This window comes from Pseudomonas sp. DCA-1 (genome assembly GCF_046523955.1).
Classification (GTDB): Bacteria; Pseudomonadota; Gammaproteobacteria; order Pseudomonadales; family Pseudomonadaceae; genus Aquipseudomonas; species Aquipseudomonas putida_Y.
Genome location: NZ_CP169881.1, coordinates 529,919 through 554,865 on the forward strand (window position 1 = coordinate 529,919; position 24,947 = coordinate 554,865).

A 24,947-nucleotide genomic window follows, 5' to 3' on the forward strand; every position below is an offset into this window, starting at 1 on the left:
GACGTGCTTTCCACGCTTAAGAAAACCCTGATTTCCTTTTTGCTGTTGTCTGTCGCCGGTTGCTCGACAGGCCTGCGCATCGACCGCAGCCACCCTTCGGTCAATCAGGACAACCGCATCCAGTTCATTGTCCTGCATTACACCAATGCTTCGCTGGAGCGCTCCCTGGCGCTGCTTACCCATGGTGAGGTCAGCAGCCATTACCTGATCGGCGATGGTCCGGCCAAGGTGTATCAACTGGTGGATGAAAACCGTCGTGCCTGGCATGCCGGTGATAGCCAGTGGCAGGGGCGCACCTGGCTGAACTCCTCGTCCATTGGTATCGAGATCGTCAATCCGGGCTTCACCGACACCCCGAACGGCCGGGTCTGGCACCCTTACAGCGAGGCGCAGATCCAGTCGTTGATCGCGCTGCTCAAGGACATTGTCAAACGCAACAACATCGAACCACGCCATATCATCGGCCACAGTGACATCGCCCCGTTGCGCAAGCTGGACCCGGGACCCTTGTTTCCGTGGAAGCGCTTGGCCGATGCCGGGCTGGGTGTCTGGCCGGATGCCAACGCCGTGGCACGGCAGCAGGCCTACTTCAGCGTCAACCCGCCAAGCGTTGGCTGGTACCAGCAGGAGCTGGCACGGTTTGGCTATCAGATCGATCAGACCGGTGTGCTGGATGTAGCCACACGCCATGTAATCGCCGCGTTCCAGATGCGCTTCCGCCCGCAGCGTTTCGACGGCATGCCGGATGCGCAGACAGCAGCGATGCTGCAGGTACTTAACCGCATGCGTTGAGACACGGCGGGCGGGGTATTTGTTGCAGCGGCCTTGCGCTGCGAAGAGTCGGGTTTGGTCGACGCAGTCGTACCAACGTTAATGGTCTCATCACGGCCACGAGGCTGCCTCTAAAAAGAGCGTAGGAGGATTGCAGCGAAGCGCCAAACGGTGAAGGTGATTCTTGATTCAGTTGCTATACCTTGGTTATCAACTGGATGCCATTGATGTCAGCCTTCATCGCCTTGCTGCGCCAAATTTTTTACCGTCCCTGGATGCTGGCCACTTTGGCAGCGCTGGCCAGCGCCGCGGTGTTGCTCTCTGCCAGCATCGGCATTGCCCTGCAACAAATGAAACAAAGCGAAAGCGAACAAATGAATGCTCAGGGCGAGCGTTTTCTGGAGCGGCTCGAACAGGTGTTCGGCCAGTTACGCGAAGGGGTCGATCTGCTGCAGGCCCAACCCCTGCGTGGCTGCAGCCCGGCAATGCTGGCAGCCTTGCAACAGGTTGGCCTGAACTCGCGGTTCATCTATGAAGCTGCTTATGTGGATGGTGATGTTGCCTGCTCCAACCGCGGTGATGAGCGAGCGTTCGTTCCCTTGCGGGCGCCGGATATCCAGGGGCCGACTTACAGCTACTGGCTTAACACCACCACCGAGCCGAACGAGAACCTGGCAGCACTGATGCTGGGTCGGGGCAAGTTTCTGGTTTCCACCTCCCGTGGGCATTTGACCGATGTGGTGGACCTGCCCCCGGGCGGCAGCCTGGTCGTGGTGCTGGACAACGGTGCCCGGGCCATTCCGGTGCTCGGCCCGCCACAGGTATGGCCGCCGCCCTCGGCCTGGTCGACCAGCCAAAAGTCGCTGCTGGAACTCAGTGACCGGCTGATCTACCGAATGCCGACCAAGTCGCCGGATTACCAGTTGGTGCTGATTGCCCCGAGGGCCAGTCTGCCGCTGAGGATGAACGGCATGCTCTGGTTGCTGTTCCCCGGCAGCGTGCTGGCGGCCTGCTGCATCGGTTGGTTGGTACTCCAGTTGATTCTGCAACGGCGGTCGATGAGCTCAGAGTTGCAGAATGCCTTGCGTCGTGGAGAGCTGCAGGTGCTCTACCAGCCAATCATCGAGCTCGACAGCCGGCGCTGTGTGGGCGCCGAGGCCTTGGTTCGCTGGCGCCGCCCGGACGGTACCCTGACCAGCCCGGACCTGTTCATCCCGCTGGCGGAAAATACCGGGCAGATCCGCCAGATCACCGACTTTGTCCTGCAGCGTGTGCTTGAACAGCTAGGGCAGCTACTGCGTTCGCACCCCAAGCTATACATCTCGATAAACCTGGCGGCCTGCGATGTGATGGTGCCCCGTATTGGCCGGGTGGCGGCGCGCTTGTTGGCCTTGCATCGAGTGGCGCCCAGCCAGATTGCCTTCGAGGTGACCGAGCGCGGCCTGATTGACGTGGTGGTCGCCCGTGACAACCTGCAGGCGCTACGCGCCGTGGGGCACCAGGTGCTGATCGACGATTTTGGTACCGGTTATTGCAGCCTGGCCTACCTGCAAACCCTTCCAGTGGACTGCCTGAAGATCGACAAGGCATTCATCGACGCTCTGGGCCACGATGCCGCCAGTAGTGGCGTGGCCCCGCATATCATCCGCATGGCCCATGACTTGCACCTGCGGGTAATTGCCGAAGGTATCGAGTTCGAGGACCAGGCCGTGCTGCTGAACAGCGAGGGGGTCAATTATGGCCAGGGCTGGCTGTTTGCCCGGCCGCTGAACGCCCGGCAGTTTGCCGAGTTGGTGACTCGCGGACACCTGCCGCGGCGGGTGTAGGTGCGGTAAAGCAGTCAGACCGGCAACGCCATGTAGAATTGGGTCCCCTGCCCTGGCCGGGAAAACACGCCCATGCGCCCTCCGTGCAACTGCACAATCTCCTTGCACAGCGCCAGGCCCAGCCCAGCGCCGCCTTTCTTGCGACCTACCTGCACGAAGGGCTCGAAGATGCGCCCTTGCTGCCCATAGGAAATGCCCTCGCCGTTGTCCTCGACGCTGATGATCACCCGTTCCGCATGGCGTCGGGCATGCAGGCGTATGCGCCCGCCGTTGGCAGTGTGGCGGATGGCGTTGTGCAGCAGGTTGTCCAGCACGCGGTCCAGTTGGGCGACGTCGGCCTGGATACGCGGTAGCGGCGGGTCCAGTTCCTTGATCAGTTCGATCTGCTTGTTCGCAGCCTGTTCGGCAAAGCGCAATTGCGCCTGCTCCAGCAGTTCGTCGATGGCACAGGGGGCCAGCTCGAGCTTTTGCAACCCGCTTTGATAACGGGAGAAGTTGAGCAGGTCATTGATCAGTTGGGTCAGGCGCTGCATTTCTTCGCCGATGGTTTCCAGCAGGTCGTACTCGCGGGCCTCGGGCGGGAACTTGACCCGCTCGCGCAGCAGGCCGAAGGCCATGTGCATGCCGGTCACCGGGGTGCGCAGTTCGTGGGAGGCGCGCAGCACGAATTCGCTGCGCACCCGCTCGAAGGCCCTTTGCTCGGTCACATCGTGCAGTACCATCACCGCGCCGAGGATTGGCCCCTGCGGGTGGCTGACGGGGGTCAGGCTGTAGGTGAGCAGGCGTGATTCTTCATCGACCTCCATGTTCAGGTCGTCCGGTGGGCGGTCGAGGCTGCCCCCGCGCAGAACCTGGCGCAGTTGTTGCTCAAGCTCGGGTCGCTGCAAGGCTTCGACCAGGCTGCTGCCCACGCGGCTGTCGTTCCAGCCCAGCTGACGCTGTGCCACCGGGTTGAGGTGCTCGAGGCGGCCCTGGCGGTCGATGATCAGCAGGCCGTCGTCGATGCTGTCGAGCACGGCTTGTAAACGCTGCTGGCCGGCCAACAGTTCGTCAACGTTGGTGGCCTGGTGCTTGCGCAAGGCATCGGCCATCAGACCAAAACGGCGGGTCAGCTGGTTAAGCTCGGCGGCCTGGGTGACCGGCAAGGTAACGTCGAAATTGCCCTTGCCCAATTGGTCGGCTGCCTTGGCCAAGGCTTCGATCGGTTGGCCGAAACGCCGGGCGATGTTGTGCGCGGTGATAAAGCCCAGTACCAATACCACCAGCCCCATCAGGCCGAGTACACCACTGACCAGCAAGGCGCGGTCACGGGTGCGTTCCTCGCTGCGGGTAATCAGGTCCAATGCTTGCTTATGGGAATCGATCAGGTCGGTGCGCACCTGATTGAACGCAGCTCCAAGCGGCTGATCGACACCCATGCTACGAGCGGGTGTGGCGCTGTCGCGATAGGTCTGGAGGAAGGACTGGTAATTGCTGCTGGCTTTGCTGAAACCGGTGCGCTCACCGCCTTGCTCCAGCCCTTGGTTGAGCAGGTCCTGGAAATTGTCCTGCAGCAGCCGCAGGCTTTCCGGAGCGGTGTTCTCATCGAGAATGAGCATCAGCTGTTCGCCCAGGTTCTGGCGCAACTTCAGCCCCACTTCCAGGGCATGGGTGGTATCGCGCACCAGCTGCTGTTGCACTGTAGCCATCTGCAGCATGCTGACCAGGCCCAGCAGCAGCCCTAGCAACGCCACAGTGATGAGCGCCGAGATGCTAAGGAAAAGCCGCGTGCGCAGCTTCATGGGCGGCCATTTCATAGGTTGTACTGCTTGCGCTTGCGGTACAGGGTAGAAGCATCGATGCCCAAGGTCTTGGCGGCTTGATCGAGGGTATCGCTGGCGGCCAGTACGGCACCGATATGGGCACGTTCCAGCTCATCCAGGCTAAGCGCGGCACCTACGCGTGGGGCATTGCTGGCGGGTTGTTCACCCATGCCCAGGTGGCTGATTTCCACGCGCTCCTGCGGGCAGATGATGCTGGCCCGTTCTACTACGTTGCGCAGTTCGCGAATGTTGCCGGGCCAGCGGTAATTGAGCAGGGCGGCGCGCGCCTCATCACTGAAACCACGAGCGGGGCGGGAGTATTCCTTGACGAAACGGGCGAGGAAGCGGTCGGCCAGGATGAGGATGTCTTCACTGCGCTCGCGCAGGGGGGGCAGGTGCAGGGTAATCACGTTCAAGCGATACAGCAGGTCTTCGCGGAAGCGGCTTTCGCGCACCATCTCTTCGAGGTTGAGGTTGGTGGCAGCCAGGATACGCACATCGGCACGTCGGGTAACCGGGTCACCGACGCGTTCGTATTCCTTGTCCTGGATGAAACGCAGCAGTTTGGGTTGCAAGGTCAGCGGGAAATCGCCGATCTCGTCGAGGAATAGCGTGCCCCCGTCAGCCTGGCTGACCCGCCCCAGGGTACTTTCGCTGGCGCCGGTGAAGGCGCCGCGGGTATGGCCGAATAGCTCGCTTTCCATCAACTCGGCGTTAAGCGATGGGCAGTTGATGGTCACACAGGCTTTGCGTGCACGTTTGCTCCAGCCATGGATGGCCCGTGCCAGCTCGCCCTTGCCGGTACCCGATTCGCCAAGGATGAGGATGTTGGCGTCGGTGATGGCGACTTGGCGGGCAGTTTCAAGCACCGCCATCATGGCCGGGCTATGGGAATCGAGGCCGTCCTTGGGTTTGCGTACTTCACCTTCCAGAGCTTCCAGGCGCGCAGAAAGCTGGCGCACCTCCAGTTGCTTGGCGGTGGCCAGGCGTAACTGGTCGGGGCTGCACGGTTTGACAAGGTAGTCGGCAGCGCCGGCCTGGATGGCGTCTACTGCGGTGTCGATCGCCGAGTGCGCAGTGACGATCACCACCCGCATCCACGGGGCCTGGATACGCATTTGCGCCAGCACGTCGAGGCCGTTGTCTTCACCCAGGCGCAAATCGAGGAAGCACAGGTCGAACACCTGGCGTTGCAGCAGGCTCTCTGCCTGGGCGGCACTATTGGCCGTGGCCACGCTGTAGCCCTCGTCTTCCAGGCAGTAGCGGAAGGTGCGCAGGATTGCGGACTCGTCATCCACCAGCAGAATGCGGCCTTGGTTGTCCTGGGCTGATTCCATTTCCTGTGCTCCTTAGGATAGATCTTTATTTAGTGTGGGAAAAATCGGGCAAGTTGCATGGTCAATTCTGAAGGATTCTGTCCTTTGCATGCTAGCCAATGGCCAAACGATGCCCACGAGCCGCGATTCTTCAATGATTTGCTTAGAGGCACACGCTGGCACATTGGTTGCGATGATTTTCAGATTTTGCCCACGAAGGAGGCACTGTCATGCCCTTTTCCCTGCGTACAGCCGTTTTGGCCGTCACCCTGTTGCCAATATTTACCCCAGCATTCGCCGACCCTGTGCAGGACGCGCGCCTGGAAGGCGCCCTGCAGACCGCTTTGTCACTGAACCGGATGCTCGACCCGTTTCGTATCAAGGTTGAAGTGAACGGCAAGCAGGCGCGGCTTTCCGGTGAGGTGGAGAACGAGGTCGAGCGGCAGTTGGCCGAGGATGTGGCCCGTGCTACCCGGGGCATCGAACAGGTGGAGAACCTGCTACAGCTCAATACCCAACTGGTGGAGCGTCCGCTGGAGCTGCGTGCCTACGCTCAGCGCCTGGAAGACGTGACCCTGTCTGCTGTGGTGCGTGCACGGCTGTTGTGGAGCCGTACCACCGAAAAGGCACCAATAGAAGTACAAAGCAGTGAGGGTGTGGTGACGTTGCGTGGCAAGGTCGACAGTGCCGAAGCCAAGGAGCTGGCGGGTGTGATAGCGCGAACCACCGACGGCGTGTATCTGGTCAACAACCTGGTCAGCCTCGATACCGCCGCCATGGCCAAGGCGCGGGAAACACCAGTGGGCGCGCCAACCGGGCCGCAACCAAGCGACAGCTGGATCGTCGACAAGGTCCAGAGCAGCTATCGCTTCAGTCGCAACCTTGATGGCCTGAACCTGAGGGTGGTCAGCGAAGCAGGCATGGTGCGGCTCTCGGGCGAGGTGGTTAGCGCGGAGCAGAAAACCATCGCTGTTGAGATCGCCCGGCAGATCATCGGCGTACGTGGCGTGGATGCTGACCTGCTGAAGGTGGCCACCAAGGTCGAAGGCTGATCGTGCAATTCGCACGACCCCACAGGCGTCATCGTGCAGGATACGTCCTCGTGGTGTAACTGTTAATTGCATAACTAGTTGATTTATAAGGTTTTTATCAAAATCAAAAGGCTGGCATGCAGGCTGCAATTACCTGTTCAGGTTTGAACAAAAATTACAGCAGGAGGAGCCAGCATGAATCGCCAACCCGTCGCCCGCTCGCAGAGCGCCGCACTGCCTTTGCGCCAGGTGCTGACCCTCGGCATGGCGATGCTGCTGACCTTGGCCGCTGGCCTCTTCTATTACAGCTTGCAGACGGCGCGTCTGGCTGAGCAGGTGGCAGCTCAAACTGCCCTGTTGACGCAGATTCAGGCAACTCGTGCCAACACCTTGGTCAAGGCCGCTGACTGGCAGCCAGCTGGCCAGGCCATTGCCTCACCGGCCACTGTGGAAAAAGTTGTTCCTCAGGAACGCTGGGTTTTTTGACCTGACGGCCGGATCGATTCCGCAAAAAGAAAGGAGAACTACCATGCTGAGTTGGGCTATCACTTTCCTCATCATCGCCATTGTCGCCGCCGTACTGGGCTTCGGTGGTATCGCGGGCGCTGCTACAGGTATCGCCAAGATCCTGTTCATTGTCTTCCTGGTGTTGTTTGTAGCCTCCTTCTTCTTTGGACGCGGGCGAGGTTGAAGATGGGCAGGAAGCTTCGTTCAGCCGTGGTCGCCGCCCTGCTGCTGGGCGGTAGCGCGGCAGCCATGGCGGCAAATGACGGCCAGGTTCGGGTCGACCAGCTACTCGGCTCGGACCCGGAGTACCGGGAAACCTGGCAGGACACCATTGAAGGCGAGGAACGCCTACCCGATTGGGTGGTCAACCTGACCGGCAGTGCCCAGCAGCAGATGTCTGCCGTTACTGAAGACGGCGACAAGTACCTGGTCGGCCCGTTGTGCGAAAAACAGGACAATTGCACCTACAAGCGGCTGATCGTGGCGTTCAGTTGGGACAAGGATGATGCCTACGGGATGCTGGTGGAGGTACCCGAAGGTTTGCCGAGCGACAAGTCGCCCACCCGTCACGCGCAGTATCGCTGGCTGGGCGAACCCGACGACGGCATGAAGGCAATGCTGCAGGAGCAGCTCAAGCGTGACCCGAACTGGTACTGAGCATTTGTTGCCGGTACGGATGAAAGGTCACTCACTGTCACGTAATAGAAGCTGAAGCTTTCTATAGTTCAGCCTTCTATGATGCGCCGCCCCGAGGAGGGGTAGCACATGACCAAGGGGCCGGGCTGTTCTGGTTGTTACAGGATCGGAGTGGCCTAGGGGTACAGGGAGTGCCTCCAGTAATGGGCCGGGTCAGGAAAGGCGAAATCGGAAGTCTCAGGTCGGCGGTGTCACAGGGATACCTTGCGAGACCTGACTTCCGAGGAGCCTGTACGAAACGTCGCTTCCCTTGCGCGTTTTTTCCCTTGAGACACATTTTGTCTCGACCGTACATCAAATTTTTTTCGACTATCTCGGTGCGCCTACAAGTGGCATTTCCGCCATTCGGATTGTCGAACAGGCCATCTTTCATACCTAATCTGTACTGCCAAATCTGCCGAAATATGGCGGTTTGGTCTTGTTCGGGATTCCGAATGTTATAAATCAAGCACTTGCGAAGCTGCCGGCTAGGTCGAAAATGGTATGCATAAACGGCATGGGTTATGCGTTTCCGGCATTAGCTTTCGCCCCTTGCCGTCGCAATAGTTGCCGCCTTTTTCGCTGGCCAGAGCGCCTTGTCGCTCGCCTGCGGTGTCCTTACATGACGTCGCCTTACGGAAGCCCTTACTGCCCGTGACCTTGCCTATGGCTCTGTTACGCGCGTTTCCGCCAGGTGCCATGACCACTAAAACAAAGGGTAAAGACATGAAGAAGGCAAAACTGAGCCTCGCCTGGCAGATCGTCATCGGTCTGGTCCTGGGTGTTGCAATCGGCGCTCTACTGAATCATTTCAGTGCAGAAAAGGCATGGTGGATCAGCAATGTCCTTCAGCCCGCTGGTGACATCTTCATCCGCCTGATCAAGATGATCGTTGTCCCGATCGTGATTTCGTCGCTGATCGTGGGTATCGCCGGTGTTGGCGACGCGAAGAAACTGGGCAGCATCGGCCTGAAGACCATCATCTACTTCGAAGTAGTGACCACGATCGCCATCGTCGTAGGCCTGGTGCTGGCCAACCTGTTCCATCCGGGCGCCGGCATCGACATGAGCACTCTGGGCACTGTGGACATCTCCAAGTACCAGGCGACAGCGGCCGAAGTGCAGCATGAGCACGCGTTCATCGAAACCCTGCTGAACCTGATCCCGTCGAACATCTTCGCAGCGCTGATGCGTGGCGAAATGCTGCCGATCATCTTCTTCTCGGTGATGTTCGGTCTGGGCCTGTCGAGCCTGCAGGCAGAGCTGCGTGACCCGCTGGTTCGTACCTTCCAGGCCGTCTCGGAAACCATGTTCAAGGTCACTCACATGATCATGAACTACGCCCCGATCGGCGTGTTCGCCCTGATTGCCGTGACCGTGGCCAACTTCGGTTTCAGCTCGCTGCTGCCGCTGGCCAAGCTGGTGCTGCTGGTGTACTTCGCGATCGCCTTCTTCGCCTTCATGGTGCTGGGCCTGGTGGCCCGCGTGTTCGGCTTCTCGGTGATCAAGATCATGCGCATCATGAAAGATGAGCTGATCCTGGCCTACTCCACCTCCAGTTCGGAAACCGTGCTGCCGCGGGTGATCGAGAAGATGGAGAAGTACGGTGCGCCAAAGTCGATCTGCTCGTTCGTGGTTCCGACCGGCTACTCGTTCAACCTCGACGGTTCGACCCTGTACCAGAGCATCGCGGCGATCTTCATTGCTCAGCTGTACGGTATCGACCTGTCGTGGAGCCAGCAACTCCTGTTGGTACTGACCCTGATGGTCACCTCCAAAGGTATCGCTGGTGTGCCGGGCGTATCGTTCGTGGTACTGCTGGCCACCCTGGGCAGCGTGGGCATCCCGCTGGAAGGCCTGGCCTTCATCGCCGGTGTGGACCGCATCATGGACATGGCCCGGACTGCGCTGAACGTTGTGGGCAACGCCTTGGCTGCGTTGGTCATTGCTCGCTGGGAAGGCATGTACGACGCGGTCAAGGGCGAGAAGTACTATGCCTCGCTGATGGCCGAGAAGCGGGAAGCTGTAGTGGTTGGCGAAACCGCCAAGCGCTGAGCCTGATGGCTGTTTGACCAAGAGCCCCGACCTGTCGGGGCTTTTTGTTATCTGCGAGATTTTGAGCCGCACCTGCAAAGGCTCGCGATCGCCAGTCACAGGCTGCGATACGCTATTATTCGGGCACTTTTGAGGGGGAACATACGGATGCTCAACGGCCTTTGGCTCGGCTTTTTCCTGGTGGCGGCGGTGTCCGCCCTGGCCCAATGGCTGGTAGGTGGCAACGCTGGCATCTTCGCGGCAATGGTCGAAAGCATCTTCGCCATGGCCAAGCTGTCGGTCGAGGTAATGGTGTTGCTGTTCGGCACGCTGACCCTATGGCTGGGCTTTCTCAAAATCGCCGAAAAAGCCGGCATCGTCGAATGGCTGGCCAAGGTTTTGGGCCCGCTGTTCGCTCGTTTGATGCCGGAGGTGCCGCCTGGCCACCCGGCCCTGGGCCTGATCACCATGAACTTCGCCGCCAACGGCCTGGGCCTGGACAATGCCGCCACGCCGATTGGCCTGAAGGCCATGCGGGCGCTGCAGGAGCTGAACCCCAGCAGCACTACGGCAAGCAATGCGCAGATTCTGTTCCTTGTGCTCAACGCCTCGTCGCTGACCCTGCTGCCGGTGACCATCTTCATGTATCGGGCCCAGCAAGGTGCGGCAGACCCGGCCATGGTGTTCCTGCCAATCTTGCTGGCTACCAGCGTCTCGACCTTGGTTGGCCTGCTGTCAGTGGCGGTGATGCAGCGCTTACGCCTGTGGGATCCGGTCGTGCTCGCCTACTTTATTCCCGGCGCTTTGCTGCTGGGTGGTTTCATGGCTTTTCTTGGCTCGTTGTCGGCGGCTGCGCTGGCAAGTCTGTCGTCAGTCCTGGGCAACCTCACGTTGTTTGGCGTGATCACGTTGTTCCTGGTGATCGGCGCCCTGAGACGCGTGCAGGTCTATGAAGCCTTTGTCGAAGGCGCCAAGGAAGGCTTTGATGTGGCCAAGAACCTGCTGCCTTACCTGGTGGCGATGTTGGTGGCGGTGGGTGTACTGCGTGCGTCAGGCGCCCTCGAGCTGGCCTTGGAAGGCATTCGCCATGCGGTGAACTGGATGGGCATGGATACACGCTTCGTCGAAGGCTTGCCGACGGCGCTGGTCAAACCGCTCTCTGGCAGCGCTGCACGGGCGATGCTGATCGAGACCATGCAGACCCACGGCGTGGACAGTTTTCCGGCGCTGCTGGCGGCGACTATCCAGGGCAGTACCGAAACCACCTTCTATGTGTTGGCGGTGTACTTTGGTGCCGTGGGAATCCAGCGCGTGCGCCATGCGGTGGGATGCGCGCTGCTGGCTGAGTTGTCCGGCGTGATCGCGGCGATCTTTGTCTGCTATTGGTTCTTTGCCTGAACCTTCAGCTGTGCCTGATTGGCCTGGGTGATGGTCCAGTTTACGACTTGCCCCACCAGCTGGTCGCTGGCCTGGCCGAAGCCTGCGACCACTGCTGATACCTGTTTGTCGTTCAGCGGTTGGCGGATTTCGAAGCGCTTGCTAGCCAGGATACGTTGGTTGCGGCCCTGGACCAAGCGAGCGTCATAGCGGATCACCACCTCCACAACCCCATCTGTGCGGTATTCACTCTGAAATGCCAGCAGCTCGCCGGCCAACTCGTAGTCAGCCTGCAGGTTGCTGTCGTCGGCGCTGAGGCGCTGTACCTGGCCCTCTCGCTGGAACCCATCGAGCAAGCGGTTGCGCAGCAGCACCGGGGCCGCATCGCTCCAGCGCGCGCCCTTGTAGCTGCTCACCACATTGCCTTGGGGAATCACGGCAATCCTTGGCCCGGCCAACACTTCACTGGCCAGCGGCTTGTTCAGGCGCAATGACCAGTCCAGCGCCGGTGCCGTGCGGCTGGGTTGATTCACCGGCAGGCGATAAAGGTCCACAGGTTCACTTTTCGGCAGGATCGAGCAGGCGCTGGCCAGGCTCAGCGCAACCACAAGGGTCAGCAGGCGTAACGGATTCATGGCTGGAACTCCTTGTTATTGTCGCGGCCCAGCAGGTAGCCGCTTGGATCGGCTTCCAGTTGCCGGGAAATGCCTTTGAGTGCGTTAAGGGTTTCGCGCAGTTCGCGAATGGCTGGGGCGAGTTGGTTCAGGCTCTGGGCGCCGTCACCGATAGCCTCGCTGTTGTTCTTGAGCAGGTTATTGATGGTTGCCGTGCTTTGGGCCAGTGACTGCATGGCCTGTTCGGCGCTGCCGATCGCCTGTTTGCCTTCGCTACCCAGCAGGCCGTTGGCATTTCGCATCAGCGCCTGGGTTTCGGCCAGGGTGGCACTGGCCTGCTTGCCAACCTGCACCAGCTGCTCGATGGCCTCGGCGATGCTGCCGTGCTGGCCGGCAAAGGCGCCGGTGGTCTTGTCGAGGTTGGCCAGCGTGTTGCTGAGGTGGCCTATGTTGTCCTCGGAGAACATCTGGTTGGCGTTGTGTAGCAGCATGTTGATGTTGGTCACCAGGTCGCTGCTGTCGTTGAGCAGACGCGAGATTGGCGATGGCGAAGCGACGATCACCGGCAGCTTGCCATCCTTGCCTTTAAGCTCGGGGCTTTGCGGGGTGCCGCCGCTGAGCTGGATGAACGAGTTGCCGGTGACGCCGGCCAGGGTCAGTTTGGCCTGGGTGTCTTCCTTCACCGGGGTATCGGCGCTCAGACGCACCCGTGCCAATACCCGGCGCGGGTCTTTCGGGTCCAGGCGCAGGGTGGACACGTCGCCCACCTTGATGCCGTTGTACTGCACCGTGCTGCCACGGGAAAGGCCAGACACGGCTTCGTTGAACACTACTTCGTAATCCTTGAAGGCGTCGTCGACACTGGACTTGGCCAGCCACAGGCCGAACAGCATGGCCCCGGCCACCACCAGAACGGTGACCAGGCCGATGAGGACGTGATGGGCTCGGGTTTCCATTGCTCAGCGCTCCTGCCCGGCACGGGTGGCAGCCTGTTCGGCTGCACGCCCGCGTGGGCCGTGAAAGTATTCTTGGATCCAGGTGTCGTTGGTTTTCTCGACCTCGGCCAGCGGGCCGGCCACCAGGACTTTCTTCTGCGACAGCACCGCGATGCGGTCGGTGATGGTGTACAGGGTGTCGAGGTCGTGGGTGATCAGGAACACCGACAGGCCCAGAGCATCGCGCAGGGTAAGGATCAACTGGTCAAATGCCGCAGCACCGATCGGGTCCAGGCCAGCCGTGGGCTCGTCGAGAAAAAGGATGTCCGGGTCCAGGGCCAAGGCGCGGGCCAGCGCTGCGCGCTTGATCATGCCCCCCGACAACGAGGCCGGGTACTTGTCGGCAGCCGAGATCGGCAACCCGGCAAGGGCCAGTTTCACCCCGGCCAGGTGCTCGGCATCATTGCGCGACAGCCCGGCGTGCTCGATCAGCGGCAAAGCCACGTTTTCGGTCACCGTCAGCGAAGAGAACAGCGCGCCCTTCTGGAACAACACGCCAAAGCGCCGTTCGACCAGTGAACGCTGTTCTTCGCGCAGGCCGGTCAGGTCCTGGCCGAGTACCTTGATCTGCCCTTCATTGGGCCGGCGCAGGCCAATGATGCTGCGCAGAAGCACCGACTTGCCGCTGCCTGAGCCGCCTACCACGGCGAGGATTTCGCCGCGGTACAGGTCAAGGTCAAGGTTTTCATGCACCACCTGGCGGCCGAAGCGGTTGCAGATGCCGCGGGCTTCGATTACGCAATCCTGGCCACTCACCAGCCCATCTCCATGAAGAACAGCGCTGCCACCGCATCCAGCACGATGACCACAAAAATCGACTGCACCACTGCCGAGGTGGTGTGTGCCCCCACTGACTCGGCGCTGCCGCTGACCTTGAAGCCTTCCAGGCAGCCGATGGCAGCGATCAGGAAGGCGAAGAACGGTGCCTTGGCCAGGCCTACCAGGAAGTGCTGCACGCCAATGTCGCTTTGCAGCAGTGACAGGAACATGGCCGGCGAAATGTCCAGCGTCAGGGCGCATACTACTGCACCACCAACGATGCCGCAGATCATCGCGACAAAGGTGAGTAACGGCAGCGAAATCAACAGGGCCAGTACCCGCGGCACCACCAGCAGCTCCATGGGGTTGAGGCCCAGAGTGCGGATGGCGTCAATTTCTTCGTTGGCCTTCATCGAGCCGATCTGTGCGGTGAACGCGCTGGCAGTGCGGCCGGCCATGAGAATGGCTGTCAGCAGCACGGCGAACTCGCGCAGGAACGAGAACGCAACCAGGTCGACGGTGAAAATGGTCGCGCCGAAGTCGGCCAGCACCGTGGCACCGAGGAACGCGACTACGGCGCCCACCAGGAATGTCAGCAACGCAACGATGGGCGCGGCATCCAGCCCGGTCTGTTCAATGTGTGCCACCACAGGAGTGAAGCGCCAGCGATGTGGCTGGAAGGCGCGGCGCAGCAAGGTTTCGAGAATCACACCGACGAAACCAAGCAATTGCATGCTGTCCTGCCAGAGCGTGCCGACGGCGCAACCGATACGCTCCAGCAGCTGCAACAGTACATTGCGCTCGGGCTCTTTGACCGGGATGCAGTAATCCTGGACCGAGCAGTAGACATTCTTCAGCAGCGCCCGGCTGGCTTCAGGCAGCTCGAGGGTGCAGCGCGACAGGCGCTCGGAGCCTAGCAGTTCGGCCAGCAGCGAAGCGCCGGCGGTGTCCAGGCGGCCCAGCTGGCTGAGGTCGGCGATGGTGTCGTCAGGGCACTGCGTGCGCAGGCGCTCGCTCTCGCGCTTGAGGTTGGCGTAGTGTGCCAGGGTCCAGTCGCCGGTAACCCGCAGGCAGGCCGGTTGGCTGCGGGTGTCCAGGGTGGCGCTGGGGGTGGTCATAGGCTCCATGCAATTGACTCGGCGCTAAGGCTTAGGGCCTGATCATAGCGCAGGGGGCATGGGGTGTTTGGTGATTATGTGCTGTATGTACGCTTGGCAACAGTGACCTGGGCCTGCTTGTGCTGCGCAAGGCAGGGGTCAACTAGCAGCTGGTGCATCATTGACCACCTTGAAGCGCAGCACGCCGATCACTTGCCCATCCTCGGTCAGCACCCTCACCTGCCACTTGCCTACCGGGTTGGGCGGGAAGTTCTGCTTGTGGGTCCAGGCCCGATAGCCTTCCTTACGTCCGCCGTGGATGTCCAGGGCAATGCGGTCGACCTCCTGGCCGTCCTTCTGCCACACATGGTAGATCCGCTCGTTCAGGCCGCGTGGAGCGTTGATGGCGGTGTAGGCATACAGGCCACTGCTGCGGATGCGGCTGGCGGCAATTTCGTCCAGCGAATCGCCCGGTTGGCGGTTCAGTACCTCAGTACTCACTGCCACCTCGGTCATCCACAGGGTTGCCGGCGGTACCCAGGAGCGCAGCAGCCAGCCCCCGGCACCGACCGACAGGGTAACCAGCACCAGTGCCACCGCGCGGCGCCAATTGTTGACCGGGAAGCTGCTGGCCAGGCTGGGGAAAGACAGGGCCATGGCCGCGATCAGGGCCAGCTTGAAGCTTTGTGCGGTGGTCAGGTGCAGGATGATCGGGAGAGCGGTCAGCAGAGCGGCGAACAACGTCAGGGTATGCAGCGCCAGGAACAGCCAGCGCCGCGGTGCCAGCCACTTGTAGTACAGCGGGTCGATGATCGAGACCAGGCCGGCGGCGCCGAGCAGGCCTGTGAAGACAAGCTGTCCGCTGTTCCAGGTGGTGGTGATGAAAAAGAACGGCAGCACGAAGAACAGCGTTTCCTGGTGGATCATCTGCGTTGCGTAACGCAACAGCGGCTGAGGGATCTCGCGGTTGAACGTGCGCGCGAACAGCCCGGTGAGGGTGTTCTCCAGCATCAGCCAGACCCAGCTGACCAGCATGAGCACGGCGACCCAGCTGGCCAGGCCAGCCTGGCGGTCGACCAGGATGAAACTGCCGATGCCGGAGAGGAAACCGCCGAGCGCGATGATGCCGGGGTAGCGCTTGAGGAGTTCGATGATGCGCTGAACGATTTGGGGGATTTGGGGCATTGGGGGCTACAACAGAAAAGTGAGGTGGCTGTGCCAGCCTCTTCGCGGGCAAGCCCGCGAAGGGTCCGGTACTGGCAAAAGGATACCGCCGAATCACCGCTGCCGTGTAGCACCACTGGGCCGCTCAGGCCTTTGCCGCCGCCAGCGCAACAGCCCCGCCGCCAGGACCAGCCCTACAAGCAAGGCCATCAGCCCGTAAAGCTCGTCATAGCCTAGCAACGGCTTTTCGATGCGCACATAGCCATCTTCCTTGAGTAGATCCTTCAGCGCCTCGTTGGCCTGTTCCAGGCTGACCTGGCGCAGCTTGCGCACCGGGTTGGCAAAGCGCCCGTCGGTGTAGTCGTTCAGCGCCCCCCAGTAGTAGTCGGCCAAGGCACTGTTGCCTTGGGTGCTCCAGCTTTCCTTGCCGATGCTGGCTTCCTTGATGCGGGCGAAGGTGTCTGGGTCCAGGCCTTCTTTGCGCAGGTGGTCGAACAGGCCCTGCATCACCTTGATTGCCTTGTCGATGTCATCGCGCTCAAGGTCCGCATTGAGGCTGAGCAGGCCGGTGTCGCCAAAGCTCTCACGTTGTACGGAGGGGCCGTAGGATAGCCCGTTGCGCAGGCGCAGCTGGTCGTACAGCGCCCAGTCCAGGTAGCGCGACAGCAGGTCGAGGGTGGCTTGGTGGTCGTTGTCCAGCACCGGTTCGATGAACAGCCAGTGCAGTTTGACGCCATCGCCCAGCCAGCCGCGGGTCAGGTTGCGACGCTGCTCGGCCTGTCGGGTGATGCTTTCTAGGTTGCGGCGCTCTTCGGGTTCAGTAGTGGGCAGCTCGCCAAAGGACCGCTCCAGATAGGCCGGAAGCAGGCGGTCGAGGCCGCCGACCATGATCAGGGTCATGTTGTTGGCCGCGTACCAGCGGTCACGCAAAGCCTGGACTTGCGCCAAGGTCATGTCGTCGAGGTTGGAACGCTCCGGGCATTTCAGACCCAGCTCGGTGGCCAGTTGACTGCTGGCGGGATGGCCGATGTCCTGGCGGTCGAGCCAGCGCTGCAGGTGGCCATAGTGGCCGCCATCCTCGCGCTCTATGATGCGCTTGGCGGTGGCCAAGGCCTTGGCGTCGATGCGGGTATCGCGGATTACTGCCAACAGCAGGTCCAGGACCTTGCGCTGGTTGCGCGCCGGGGCCTCGATGACAAAGGTGGTGTCGGCACTGCTGGTATAAGCGTTCCACTCGCCGCCAAGCGCTTGCAAGCGCTCTTCCAGCCCACCTTCGCCTGTTTCGTCGATACCACTGAACAACAGGTGCTCAAGCAGGTGTGGCAGCTCTTTCTGCTCGCAGTCGAAATCATCCAGGCCCACGCCGACCACCAGACGAATCGCCACATGGTCACGTTCGTAACCGTTTTTCAGGATGACCTGCAGACCATTAGGCAACAGGTAGCCTTCAACCCGCGAGCGGTCGAGGGCGAACGAGGACAGGCTGCAGATCAGCAGGCAAACGAACATCAGGCAACGCATGGGCGAGCGAGGGTCCTCAGCAAGGAGAAATCAGGGCTGGCGGGCTTCATCGGGCACACTGTCGAGCATCAGCCCTCCGGTGTCCGAGCCGCCTAGTACCACATAGGCACTACTACAGAACAAAGAGTTCAACCGCTTCATGTCGGCGATCAGCTCCAAGTGTAGCGAACTGGTTTCGATACTTTGCACGATCTTGCGCTGCAGGCGGCTGACATGGGCGTGGGCGAGGCGCCGTTCCTGGGCACGGAACCGACGTTTTTCCCGCAGCAGCAAGCGGGCGCTTTCCGGGTCGGCACTGAGGAACACCGACAGGCCCAGGCGCAGGTTGGCCAGCAATTGCTCCTGCAGGCCGGACAGCTCTTCCAGGCCTACCTGGGAGAATTCCCGGCGCTGGCTGGTTTTTTGCTGCTGGACCTTGCGCAACATGCGTTCGATCAGGTCACAGGCGAGTTTGAGGTTAATTGCCAGTTCGATGATTTCGGCCCAGCGGCGGTTGTCCTGTTCGCTGAGGTCTTCCCGTGACATCTGCGCCAGGTACAGCTTGATTGCGCTGTACAGGGCTTCGGCGTCCTCGCCCAAGGCGCGAACTTGCTGTGGCAAGGCGGCCTGGGTGCCACGCAGGGCTCCGAGCATGGCTTCGAGCAGGCTATCGACGATGTCCCCCAGGCGCAAAGTCTCGCGCGCGGCGTTGGCCAAGGCCAGGCTGGGCGTTTCCAGGGCCGAGGCGTCAAGGTGGCGCGGACGCATCTGGCCATTGCCGGTTTCCCGTTCCGGCAAGAGGACGTTGCACACTCGCCCCATCGGTTTGACCGTCGGCAGCATGATCAGACAGCGCAGCGTGTTGTAGAGCAGGTGAAAGCCGATGACCAGCTCCTGAGGGCTGAAACTCAACGAGTCCATCCATTCCACCAGCGGGTGCAGCACAGGGATGATCAGCACCAAGCCGATCAGCTTGTACAGCAGGCTGCCCAAGGCTACCCGACGCCCGGCGCCGTTCTGCATGCTGGTACTGATGAAAGCCAGCAGCCCGCTGCCGATATTGGCGCCGACCACCAGCCCGATGGCTACCGGCAAGCTGATCAGTTCGGCGCCGGCCAGTGTTGCTGTGAGCAGAACGGCTGCCAGGCTGGAATAGGAAATCATGGCGAACATTGCCCCGACCAGAGCGTCGAGCATGATGTCGCCGGTCAGTGAGGCAAACAGCACTTTCACGCCTTGTGCATGGGTGATCGGTGCAGCTGCCTGCACGATAAGTTCAAGTGCCAGGATGATCAGGCCAAGCCCGATGCCTACCCGGCCCAGTTGGCCGGCCCGTGTCTGCTTGCGCGAAAGGAAGAAAATCACGCCAAGGAAGATCAGCAGCGGCGACAGCCAGGACAGGTCGAAGGTCAGCACCCGGGCCATCAGCGCGGTACCCACGTCGGCACCCAGCATGATCGCCAAGGCCGGGGTCATGGCCATCAGGCCTTGGCCGACGAAGGAGGTGACCAGCATGGCCGTGGCGTTACTGCTTTGAACCATGGCAGTGACCAGAATACCGGCGATGAATGCCAGCGGGCGCTTGTCCATGTTCTGGCTGATGATGCGCCGCAAGTTCGAGCCGAATACCCGAAGGATGCCGGTACGCACAATGTGGGTACCCCAGACCAGAAGCGTCACGGCCGAGAGCAGGTTGAGCAGGGTCAGCATGGCGAAGGCCCCCTGTTGCAAAGGCCCATTGGGCCAAGAAAAGAAACGTGAGCGTTTGAATAATTTTCAGTGCTCACTCAAAGCTTTAGTTGTTTTGCCCAGGTGTCGCCAGCTTCGCATGGCAGTCATTTATTTGAAACAGATCTGAAATGAATGATTGCTTGTACGGGTAGCTTCGCGGGCAAGCCCCCACTGTGACCCCACACAAAAAAACGGGCATGAAAAAGGGCCCTGCGAAGGGCCCTTGTTGTGCTGCACTTCCTTGGCCTTATTGACCCGGAATGTCCTTGCGCAGTTTCACCGGTTCATGATCTTTGCCCTCCTTGCGGGCCATGGCGGTGCGCATGCGTATGTTGATGGCTTCCACCCCCAGCGAGAAGGCCATGGCGAAGTAGACATAGCCCTTCGGCACATGCACATCGAACGCTTCAGCGATCAACACCGTACCGACCACGATCAGGAACGACAGCGCGAGCATCTTCAGCGACGGGTGCTTGTCGATGAAATTGCTGATGGCGCCGGCGCACAGCATCATCACCAGCACGGCCACGACGATGGCGGCGATCATCACCGGTACGTGGGAAACCATGCCCACAGCGGTGATCACCGAGTCCAGCGAGAACACGATGTCGATGATGGCGATCTGGATGATGGTGTAGAAGAACTTGCCACCTGCGCCTTTGGGCTCCTCTGCGTTCTCGTCCTCGCCTTCCAGGCCGTGGTAGATCTCTTGCGAGCTCTTCCACAGCAGGAACAGGCCACCGAAGAACAGGATCAGGTCACGCCCGGAGATGCCTTGGCCAAAGACCACGAACAGGTCGGCGGTAAGGCGCATCACCCAGGTAATCGACAGCAGCAGCATGATACGGGTGACCATGGCCAGGGCCAGGCCGAAGATCCGGGTGCGTGGCTGCATGTGCTTGGGCATGCGGCTGACCAGAATCGAGATCATGATGATGTTGTCGATACCGAGGACGATCTCAAGCGCGGTAAGGGTGAAAAAGGCAACCCAGATTTCCGGGCTGGTCAGCCATTCCATGTATTTTCCTTCGAGCGGTAATGGCAACGCGCCCCGGTCAGGGCGCGTCGCGTATGTGATACAGATGTATTAAAGACTACTGAACAGCGGGAAAATCCCCATCAGCAGTGCGCCGAGCATTATGCACAGGCATACCAGCACTGCCCACTTGAGCGTGAAGCGCTGATGATCGCCGAACTCGATACCGGCCAGGGCCACCAGCAGGTAGGTGGAGGGTACCAGCGGGCTGAGCAGGTGTACCGGCTGCCCGACGATCGACGCACGGGCCATTTCTACCGGGGTAATGCCGTAGTGGCTGGCGGCTTCGGCCAGCACCGGCAGCACGCCGTAGTAGAACGCGTCGTTGGACATGAAGAAGGTGAACGGCATGCTCACGATCGCGGTGATTACAGCCAGGTATGGGCCTAGCGCTTCAGGGATGACCGACAGCAGGCTCTTGGACATGGCGTCGACCATGCCGGTACCGGACAGGATGCCGGTGAAGATGCCGGCGGCGAAGATCAGCCCGGTTACGGCCAGCACGCTGCCGGCGTGGGCAGCAATGCGGTCCTTCTGTTGTTGCAGGCATGGGTAGTTGACGATCATGGCGATACTGAAGGCAATCATGAACAGCACTGGCAGCGGCAGTACACCGGCGATCAGTGCGGCCATCAGGGCGGCGGTCAGGGCACCGTTGAAGTACAGCAGTTTGGGCCGACGTGCGTCCGGGTACTGCGAGACGGTGATTTCGCTGTGGTCGATGTCGTCGGTAGGCAGATGCAGTTCGCCCAGGCGGGCACGTTCACGTTTGCCATACATGTAGGCAATGGCCAGGATCGCCAGGACACCGAACAGCATGGCCGGGATCATCGGCACGAAGATGTCTGACGGGTCTACGTGCAGGGCGCTGGCAGCACGGGCGGTCGGGCCACCCCAGGGGGTCATGTTCATCACGCCGCCGGCGAGGATGATCAGGCCGGCCATGATCCGCGGGCTCATGCCCAGGCGGCTGTACATCGGCAGCATGGCGGCGCAGCAGATCATGTAGGTGGTAGCACCGTCACCGTCGAGCGAGACCACCAGGGCCAGTACAGCGGTGCCCACCGAGACTTTCAGCGGATCGCCCTTGACCAGCTTGAGGATCTTGCGCACGGCCGGGTCGAACAGGCCGGAATCGATCATCAGGGCGAAATAGAGGATGGCGAACATCAGCATCACGCCGGTAGGTGCGAGCTTGCTGATGCCCTCTAGCATCATGGGGCCGATCTTGGCGGAAAAACCGCCGAACAGGGCGAACAGGATCGGTACCAGAATCAGCGCGATCAAGGCCGACAGGCGCTTGCTCATGATCAGGTACATGAAAGTGATGACCATGGCAAAGCCGAGGAAGGTCAGCATGGCAATACTCCAGGCGTGGCGCGGCGAAAGGACAGTCGATTCGGGCGTATCAGCGCGCAGGGCGCTGTGCAGAGAGCATGCGGAGGGGGGCTACGAAAAGGCGGGCGCAGGAATACATCAGAATCACCATTGTTGTTGTTGATTGGGCCGGGCGCGGTATTGACCGGGTGCCCTGGCTGACCGGTCTTGTGCCGGTAGTGGGCGCTATCCTAAGAGGGCAAGCTTTCAGCCAGCTTTCGCTGAAGCAAAGGTGACGAGAGGTAGGTGATGCAGGATGTAACCGAAGGTGGCTGCCATTGTGGAGCCCTGCGTTATCGACTGGAGGGCAACCTGACGGACATTGCCCACTGTCATTGTTCGATCTGCAGGCGGGTCAGCGGTGGACTGGTGGTCACCTGGCTTACCCTGCCCCGTTCCGGGTTCCAGTGGTTAACGGGCGAGCCGAACTGCTATGTGGCGCCTGCCAGTTGCAGCCGCTACTTCTGTGGGCAGTGTGGGGCGCATGTGGCGCTGGTGACCACGCATAGCCCGCAGACGATCGATGTGACGGTGGCGACGCTGGATCACCCTGAGCGGGTACGAGCCAACCGACATATCTGGGTAGGCAGCCGGTTGCCTTGGTTGCATCTGGATGAGGATTTGCCCTCGGAAGATGAGGAGAGCCTGTAGGCGCGGGCTTGCCCGCGAAAGGGGCAGCCCTGCATGCATCACAGCTGCAGGCCACCAGCAGCTTTGTGCAACGCCCGCAAGTGCTCGCCGATCTGCTTCACGTTGGCCTCGACCGCTGCAATTTCCCTGGCTCGCGTCGGCTCCAGAAGCGCCCTCACCTCTTTGTCCAGGCTGGTGCTCAAACGCAACAGCTGTGCCTGCCGCTCGCTGCTCACCTGCTCCAGGTGCTTGCGCTCTTCCGGCTGCGGCAGCCCGTAGCCTTTGGAGTCGAGCAACTCTGCCGGGCGGCTTAGAAAACCGCTGTTGGCAAGCATTTGCTTGAGCGTGGCATCGGCTTTGTTGATGCTGCCATCTTTCAATGCTGCGGCATTCAGGTAGCGCTGCTTGACCTCGTCCTGGGCCAGCAGAAGCTGCCGGCGCAGGCTGGCTTGCTCAAGCAGAAGCAGTGCCGCGCTGGTGCGCAGGTCGGCCTTGGCGAACCAGCTGCGACGCTGCTCCGCATCGAGGGCCAGCCAGTCCTCAACCAAAGCTTGCTTGATCGGCAGCTGTTTTCTCAGCACCTCGAACATCGCCTGGTAGCGGTCGCGGTAAGAATCGAAGCGGTAGCCCAGGCGTAACGCTTCGCGCGGGTTATCAAGCACGCTGGTGTCTGCCAGCCCCCTGCCCTTGAGCACGGCCAGCAAACCGTTGGGCATGATGCTGTCCAGGTCGTTGAGGCGCGGATTGGCGGTGCCGCTGCGCAGCAGCTTCAACGACTCTACTGCACAGTTGTTTGACAGGAACCAGTAGTTGCCGTCGTAGCTCCAGTGCATTTCGGCGGCCTGGCGCACCAGATTTTCGATTTCGTCGCGGTTGAGTTTCAAGGGCACCGAGGCCAGGCTGCGCAGCTCGGTCTTGGTGTATTCGTCGATCACCTGGCCCAGCGGCAGCACGAATAGCCGCGACGGGTAGTTGCCGACCAGGCCGTCCCAGCTGGACAGTTGCACGTCGTTGACGAAGGCGCGGTACGACAGCACCAGGCTTTGATCGAGGTCCAGGCGGCAATCTGGTCCGCGTGGGCGGCCTGGCTTGCAGATCACCAGGCGCAGCATGCTGTGCCCCCAGCGGCTGACCAGGTTCTGATTGGCTTCAGCCAGCAGGTAGTCCACTTCGTAGACCCGCTCCGGGTCGATTTCACCTAGTGGCTGGCGGGCGAAGTCGCTGCCGGCATTGATGAATGGTAAGCCTTTGGCACAGGTGCTCTGTTGCGGTGCCCAGCCGAAGTGTTCGTGAAGGTATTGGTACAGCGCCGGGCGACGGCAGCTGTAGCTCGGGTCGAGGAGGAAATACTCCATGTTGACCGCGATGTATTCCTTGGGACTGCTCAACTCATAGCTGTCGGGGCTGCGCACGAATTGACCATTGTGCTGCTCGCGCTCGCCACGTCGGCCCACATACTGCTGCCATCCGGCCAGGTCGAGCAGCCGTGGGTCGTCGCTTAGGGTGAAGCGGCGCTCGGCCTGGCCGCGGCATTCTTCCGGCAGGCCGACCTTGCCCAGCGTGCCTTGCTGGCGCTTGCAGCGTGCAATCAGTGTTTTTTCGGCGCTGGGCCACAGGCGGGCACGGTCGTAGAGATGGGTGAGCTCGTGTAGCACGGTGGCCAGCAGCTCTTCACGCACCGTGCCATGTGGGCGACTGGTGCGCTCGTTGGCTGCGCTGCCATCGGTTAGGCTGGGCAGCAAGCGGCGGTTGAGCTCGAGGGTGGATATCAGTGATGCCTGCCCGTAAGTGTCGGCAGACATGTTGTCGCTCCAGCTGACCCGTACGCGGCGGTCCAGCTGTTGCTTGAAGCGCGGTGGCAGCTTGCCCATGGCCTCGTCGAGCAGGGCTTGGGAGGCTTGTGCTTGTCGCGGGTTGAGGCCGGACGACTGCAGCTCAAGCTGCAGGTCGGCCAAGGCGGGCGTGCCGAGCAGCGTCAGGGCGCAGCCGAGCAGCCAGGCACGCACGCGCTTCACAGGGCGAGTATGGCTTCAGCCAGTACCTGGTCGCTGGCGCTGCGCGCTTCCGGTACGCGCTCGCGCAGGGTATTGAAGGCGGCCTCGAGTTGGACGCCGCGGATGTCACCATTACTGGCGACGAAGCTTGCAGCGTCGTCGTGGGCTTCGCGCACCACTTTGGAGTCGCGGATCGATGTGGTGGTGTCCGAGGTGAAGTCGATCGAACGGCCAAAGGCACGCACGATGATGTTGCTGGTGGCCACCAGGGTCTGTGCCTGGGCCAGGTCGGCCAGCAGCAGCATGCCGAGGGAAGCGGCAATCAGCGGTTTGCGCATGGAGCATCTCCGAAAAATACAGGGAGTCAGGTGTGGTTATTGGACGAGAATTGCCTGCGCCAGTTCCAGATCGCCGACGGCGTGCCGTGCGCAATTGTGGCGTAATGATTCCAAGGCGGCTTCCAGGCGTGCCCCACGGATACGCCCGTCGCTGGCAACGAATGCGGCGGCATCGTCGCGGGCCTGTGTGACCAGTTTGCGATCGAACGGTGCGGTTGTGACCTGGCTGGTGACATAGCCGGTGATGACCAGGCTTTGTGTGGTGGTATCCATGGCATGGGCGCTGGCCATGCCTGTGGCGGCGAACAGCAACGGCAACAGATAACGCATGAGCTTTCTTGAAGGCTGGAAAAATGAACGGCGAAGCCTACCT

At 61.1% G+C, this 24,947-nt stretch carries 23 protein-coding genes; 9 read left to right on the top strand and 14 right to left on the bottom strand.

The window, feature by feature from the left end:
* Positions 1-3: 3 nt before the first annotated feature.
* On the top strand, positions 4-792 hold the full coding sequence (locus ACE4QZ_RS02735; RefSeq protein WP_021784604.1) for an N-acetylmuramoyl-L-alanine amidase: 789 nt from the start codon (positions 4-6) through the stop codon (positions 790-792).
* 206 nt (positions 793-998) lie between these two features.
* Positions 999-2,597, top strand: a complete 1,599-nt coding sequence (locus ACE4QZ_RS02740) for an EAL domain-containing protein (protein WP_021784605.1) — start codon at positions 999-1,001, stop codon at positions 2,595-2,597.
* Between the two features lie 14 nt (positions 2,598-2,611).
* Here ACE4QZ_RS02740 and ACE4QZ_RS02745 read toward each other — a convergent pair whose 3' ends face one another.
* Positions 2,612-4,393, bottom strand: a complete 1,782-nt coding sequence (locus ACE4QZ_RS02745) for a KinB sensor domain-containing domain (protein ID WP_021784606.1) — start codon at positions 4,391-4,393, stop codon at positions 2,612-2,614.
* Positions 4,390-5,736 (bottom strand): sigma-54-dependent response regulator transcription factor AlgB, encoded by a 1,347-nt coding sequence (gene algB / locus ACE4QZ_RS02750; protein ID WP_021784607.1) that lies wholly within the window; start codon positions 5,734-5,736, stop codon positions 4,390-4,392. The genes ACE4QZ_RS02745 and algB overlap by 4 nt, the downstream gene beginning before the upstream one ends.
* A 209-nt stretch (positions 5,737-5,945) precedes the next feature.
* Here algB and ACE4QZ_RS02755 point away from each other — a divergent pair, with 209 nt between their 5' ends.
* From ACE4QZ_RS02755 to ACE4QZ_RS02780, 6 genes are all read left to right on the top strand, one after another.
* Positions 5,946-6,767, top strand: a complete 822-nt coding sequence (locus tag ACE4QZ_RS02755; RefSeq protein WP_021784608.1) for a BON domain-containing protein — start codon at positions 5,946-5,948, stop codon at positions 6,765-6,767.
* A gap of 174 nt (positions 6,768-6,941) precedes the next feature.
* A complete protein-coding gene (locus ACE4QZ_RS02760) occupies positions 6,942-7,232 on the top strand; it encodes a hypothetical protein (protein ID WP_021784609.1) in 291 nt (96 codons plus the stop codon).
* Positions 7,233-7,275: 43 nt separating this feature from the next.
* Entirely contained in the window at positions 7,276-7,437 is a 162-nt protein-coding gene (locus ACE4QZ_RS02765; protein ID WP_003252966.1) for a DUF1328 domain-containing protein, read from the top strand.
* 2 nt (positions 7,438-7,439) lie between these two features.
* The gene (locus ACE4QZ_RS02770; protein WP_021784610.1) at positions 7,440-7,910 is read left to right on the top strand and encodes an inhibitor of vertebrate lysozyme family protein; all 471 of its coding nucleotides are present in this window, start codon (positions 7,440-7,442) and stop codon (positions 7,908-7,910) included.
* Between the two features lie 744 nt (positions 7,911-8,654).
* Positions 8,655-9,983: a glutamate/aspartate:proton symporter GltP gene (gene gltP / locus ACE4QZ_RS02775; protein WP_021784611.1), complete on the top strand. Its 1,329-nt coding sequence runs from the start codon at positions 8,655-8,657 to the stop codon at positions 9,981-9,983.
* A gap of 147 nt (positions 9,984-10,130) precedes the next feature.
* Positions 10,131-11,360: a nucleoside recognition domain-containing protein gene (locus ACE4QZ_RS02780; RefSeq protein WP_021784612.1), complete on the top strand. Its 1,230-nt coding sequence runs from the start codon at positions 10,131-10,133 to the stop codon at positions 11,358-11,360.
* Here ACE4QZ_RS02780 and ACE4QZ_RS02785 read toward each other — a convergent pair.
* The 9 genes from ACE4QZ_RS02785 to ACE4QZ_RS02825 form a co-directional block, all read right to left on the bottom strand.
* The gene (locus ACE4QZ_RS02785) at positions 11,342-11,974 is read right to left on the bottom strand and encodes an ABC-type transport auxiliary lipoprotein family protein (protein WP_021784613.1); all 633 of its coding nucleotides are present in this window, start codon (positions 11,972-11,974) and stop codon (positions 11,342-11,344) included. The genes ACE4QZ_RS02780 and ACE4QZ_RS02785 overlap by 19 nt on opposite strands.
* Positions 11,971-12,909: an MlaD family protein gene (locus ACE4QZ_RS02790; RefSeq protein WP_021784614.1), complete on the bottom strand. Its 939-nt coding sequence runs from the start codon at positions 12,907-12,909 to the stop codon at positions 11,971-11,973. The genes ACE4QZ_RS02785 and ACE4QZ_RS02790 overlap by 4 nt, the downstream gene beginning before the upstream one ends.
* 3 nt (positions 12,910-12,912) lie before the next feature.
* Positions 12,913-13,704, bottom strand: coding sequence for an ABC transporter ATP-binding protein (locus ACE4QZ_RS02795; protein ID WP_014754977.1), 792 nt, complete (start codon positions 13,702-13,704; stop codon positions 12,913-12,915).
* Positions 13,701-14,834, bottom strand: a complete 1,134-nt coding sequence (locus ACE4QZ_RS02800) for an ABC transporter permease (protein WP_021784615.1) — start codon at positions 14,832-14,834, stop codon at positions 13,701-13,703. The genes ACE4QZ_RS02795 and ACE4QZ_RS02800 overlap by 4 nt, the downstream gene beginning before the upstream one ends.
* 129 nt (positions 14,835-14,963) lie before the next feature.
* Positions 14,964-15,989 (bottom strand): DUF5924 family protein, encoded by a 1,026-nt coding sequence (locus ACE4QZ_RS02805; RefSeq protein WP_021784616.1) that lies wholly within the window; start codon positions 15,987-15,989, stop codon positions 14,964-14,966.
* Between the two features lie 93 nt (positions 15,990-16,082).
* Entirely contained in the window at positions 16,083-17,489 is a 1,407-nt protein-coding gene (locus ACE4QZ_RS02810) for a M16 family metallopeptidase (protein ID WP_028697684.1), read from the bottom strand.
* A gap of 30 nt (positions 17,490-17,519) precedes the next feature.
* Positions 17,520-19,178, bottom strand: a complete 1,659-nt coding sequence (locus ACE4QZ_RS02815; RefSeq protein ID WP_021784618.1) for a Na/Pi cotransporter family protein — start codon at positions 19,176-19,178, stop codon at positions 17,520-17,522.
* Between the two features lie 268 nt (positions 19,179-19,446).
* A complete protein-coding gene (locus ACE4QZ_RS02820; RefSeq protein ID WP_003252940.1) occupies positions 19,447-20,217 on the bottom strand; it encodes a TerC family protein in 771 nt (256 codons plus the stop codon).
* A gap of 69 nt (positions 20,218-20,286) precedes the next feature.
* Complete coding sequence (locus tag ACE4QZ_RS02825) at positions 20,287-21,594, bottom strand: CitMHS family transporter (RefSeq protein WP_021784619.1); 1,308 nt, start codon at positions 21,592-21,594, stop codon at positions 20,287-20,289.
* A gap of 267 nt (positions 21,595-21,861) precedes the next feature.
* Here ACE4QZ_RS02825 and ACE4QZ_RS02830 point away from each other — a divergent pair, with 267 nt between their 5' ends.
* Positions 21,862-22,263 carry a GFA family protein gene (locus tag ACE4QZ_RS02830; RefSeq protein WP_021784620.1) on the top strand — a complete coding sequence of 134 codons (402 nt, stop codon included), beginning with the start codon at positions 21,862-21,864 and terminating at the stop codon, positions 22,261-22,263.
* A gap of 38 nt (positions 22,264-22,301) precedes the next feature.
* Here the strand turns inward: ACE4QZ_RS02830 and ACE4QZ_RS02835 are convergent, their stop codons facing one another.
* The 3 genes from ACE4QZ_RS02835 to ACE4QZ_RS02845 are packed head-to-tail and all read right to left on the bottom strand — an operon-like array spanning position 22,302 to position 24,904.
* Positions 22,302-24,257: a DUF4105 domain-containing protein gene (locus ACE4QZ_RS02835; RefSeq protein ID WP_021784621.1), complete on the bottom strand. Its 1,956-nt coding sequence runs from the start codon at positions 24,255-24,257 to the stop codon at positions 22,302-22,304.
* Positions 24,254-24,574 carry a DUF2388 domain-containing protein gene (locus ACE4QZ_RS02840; RefSeq protein WP_021784622.1) on the bottom strand — a complete coding sequence of 107 codons (321 nt, stop codon included), beginning with the start codon at positions 24,572-24,574 and terminating at the stop codon, positions 24,254-24,256. The genes ACE4QZ_RS02835 and ACE4QZ_RS02840 overlap by 4 nt, the downstream gene beginning before the upstream one ends.
* A gap of 36 nt (positions 24,575-24,610) precedes the next feature.
* Entirely contained in the window at positions 24,611-24,904 is a 294-nt protein-coding gene (locus ACE4QZ_RS02845; protein WP_021784623.1) for a DUF2388 domain-containing protein, read from the bottom strand.
* Positions 24,905-24,947: the final 43 nt, after the last annotated feature.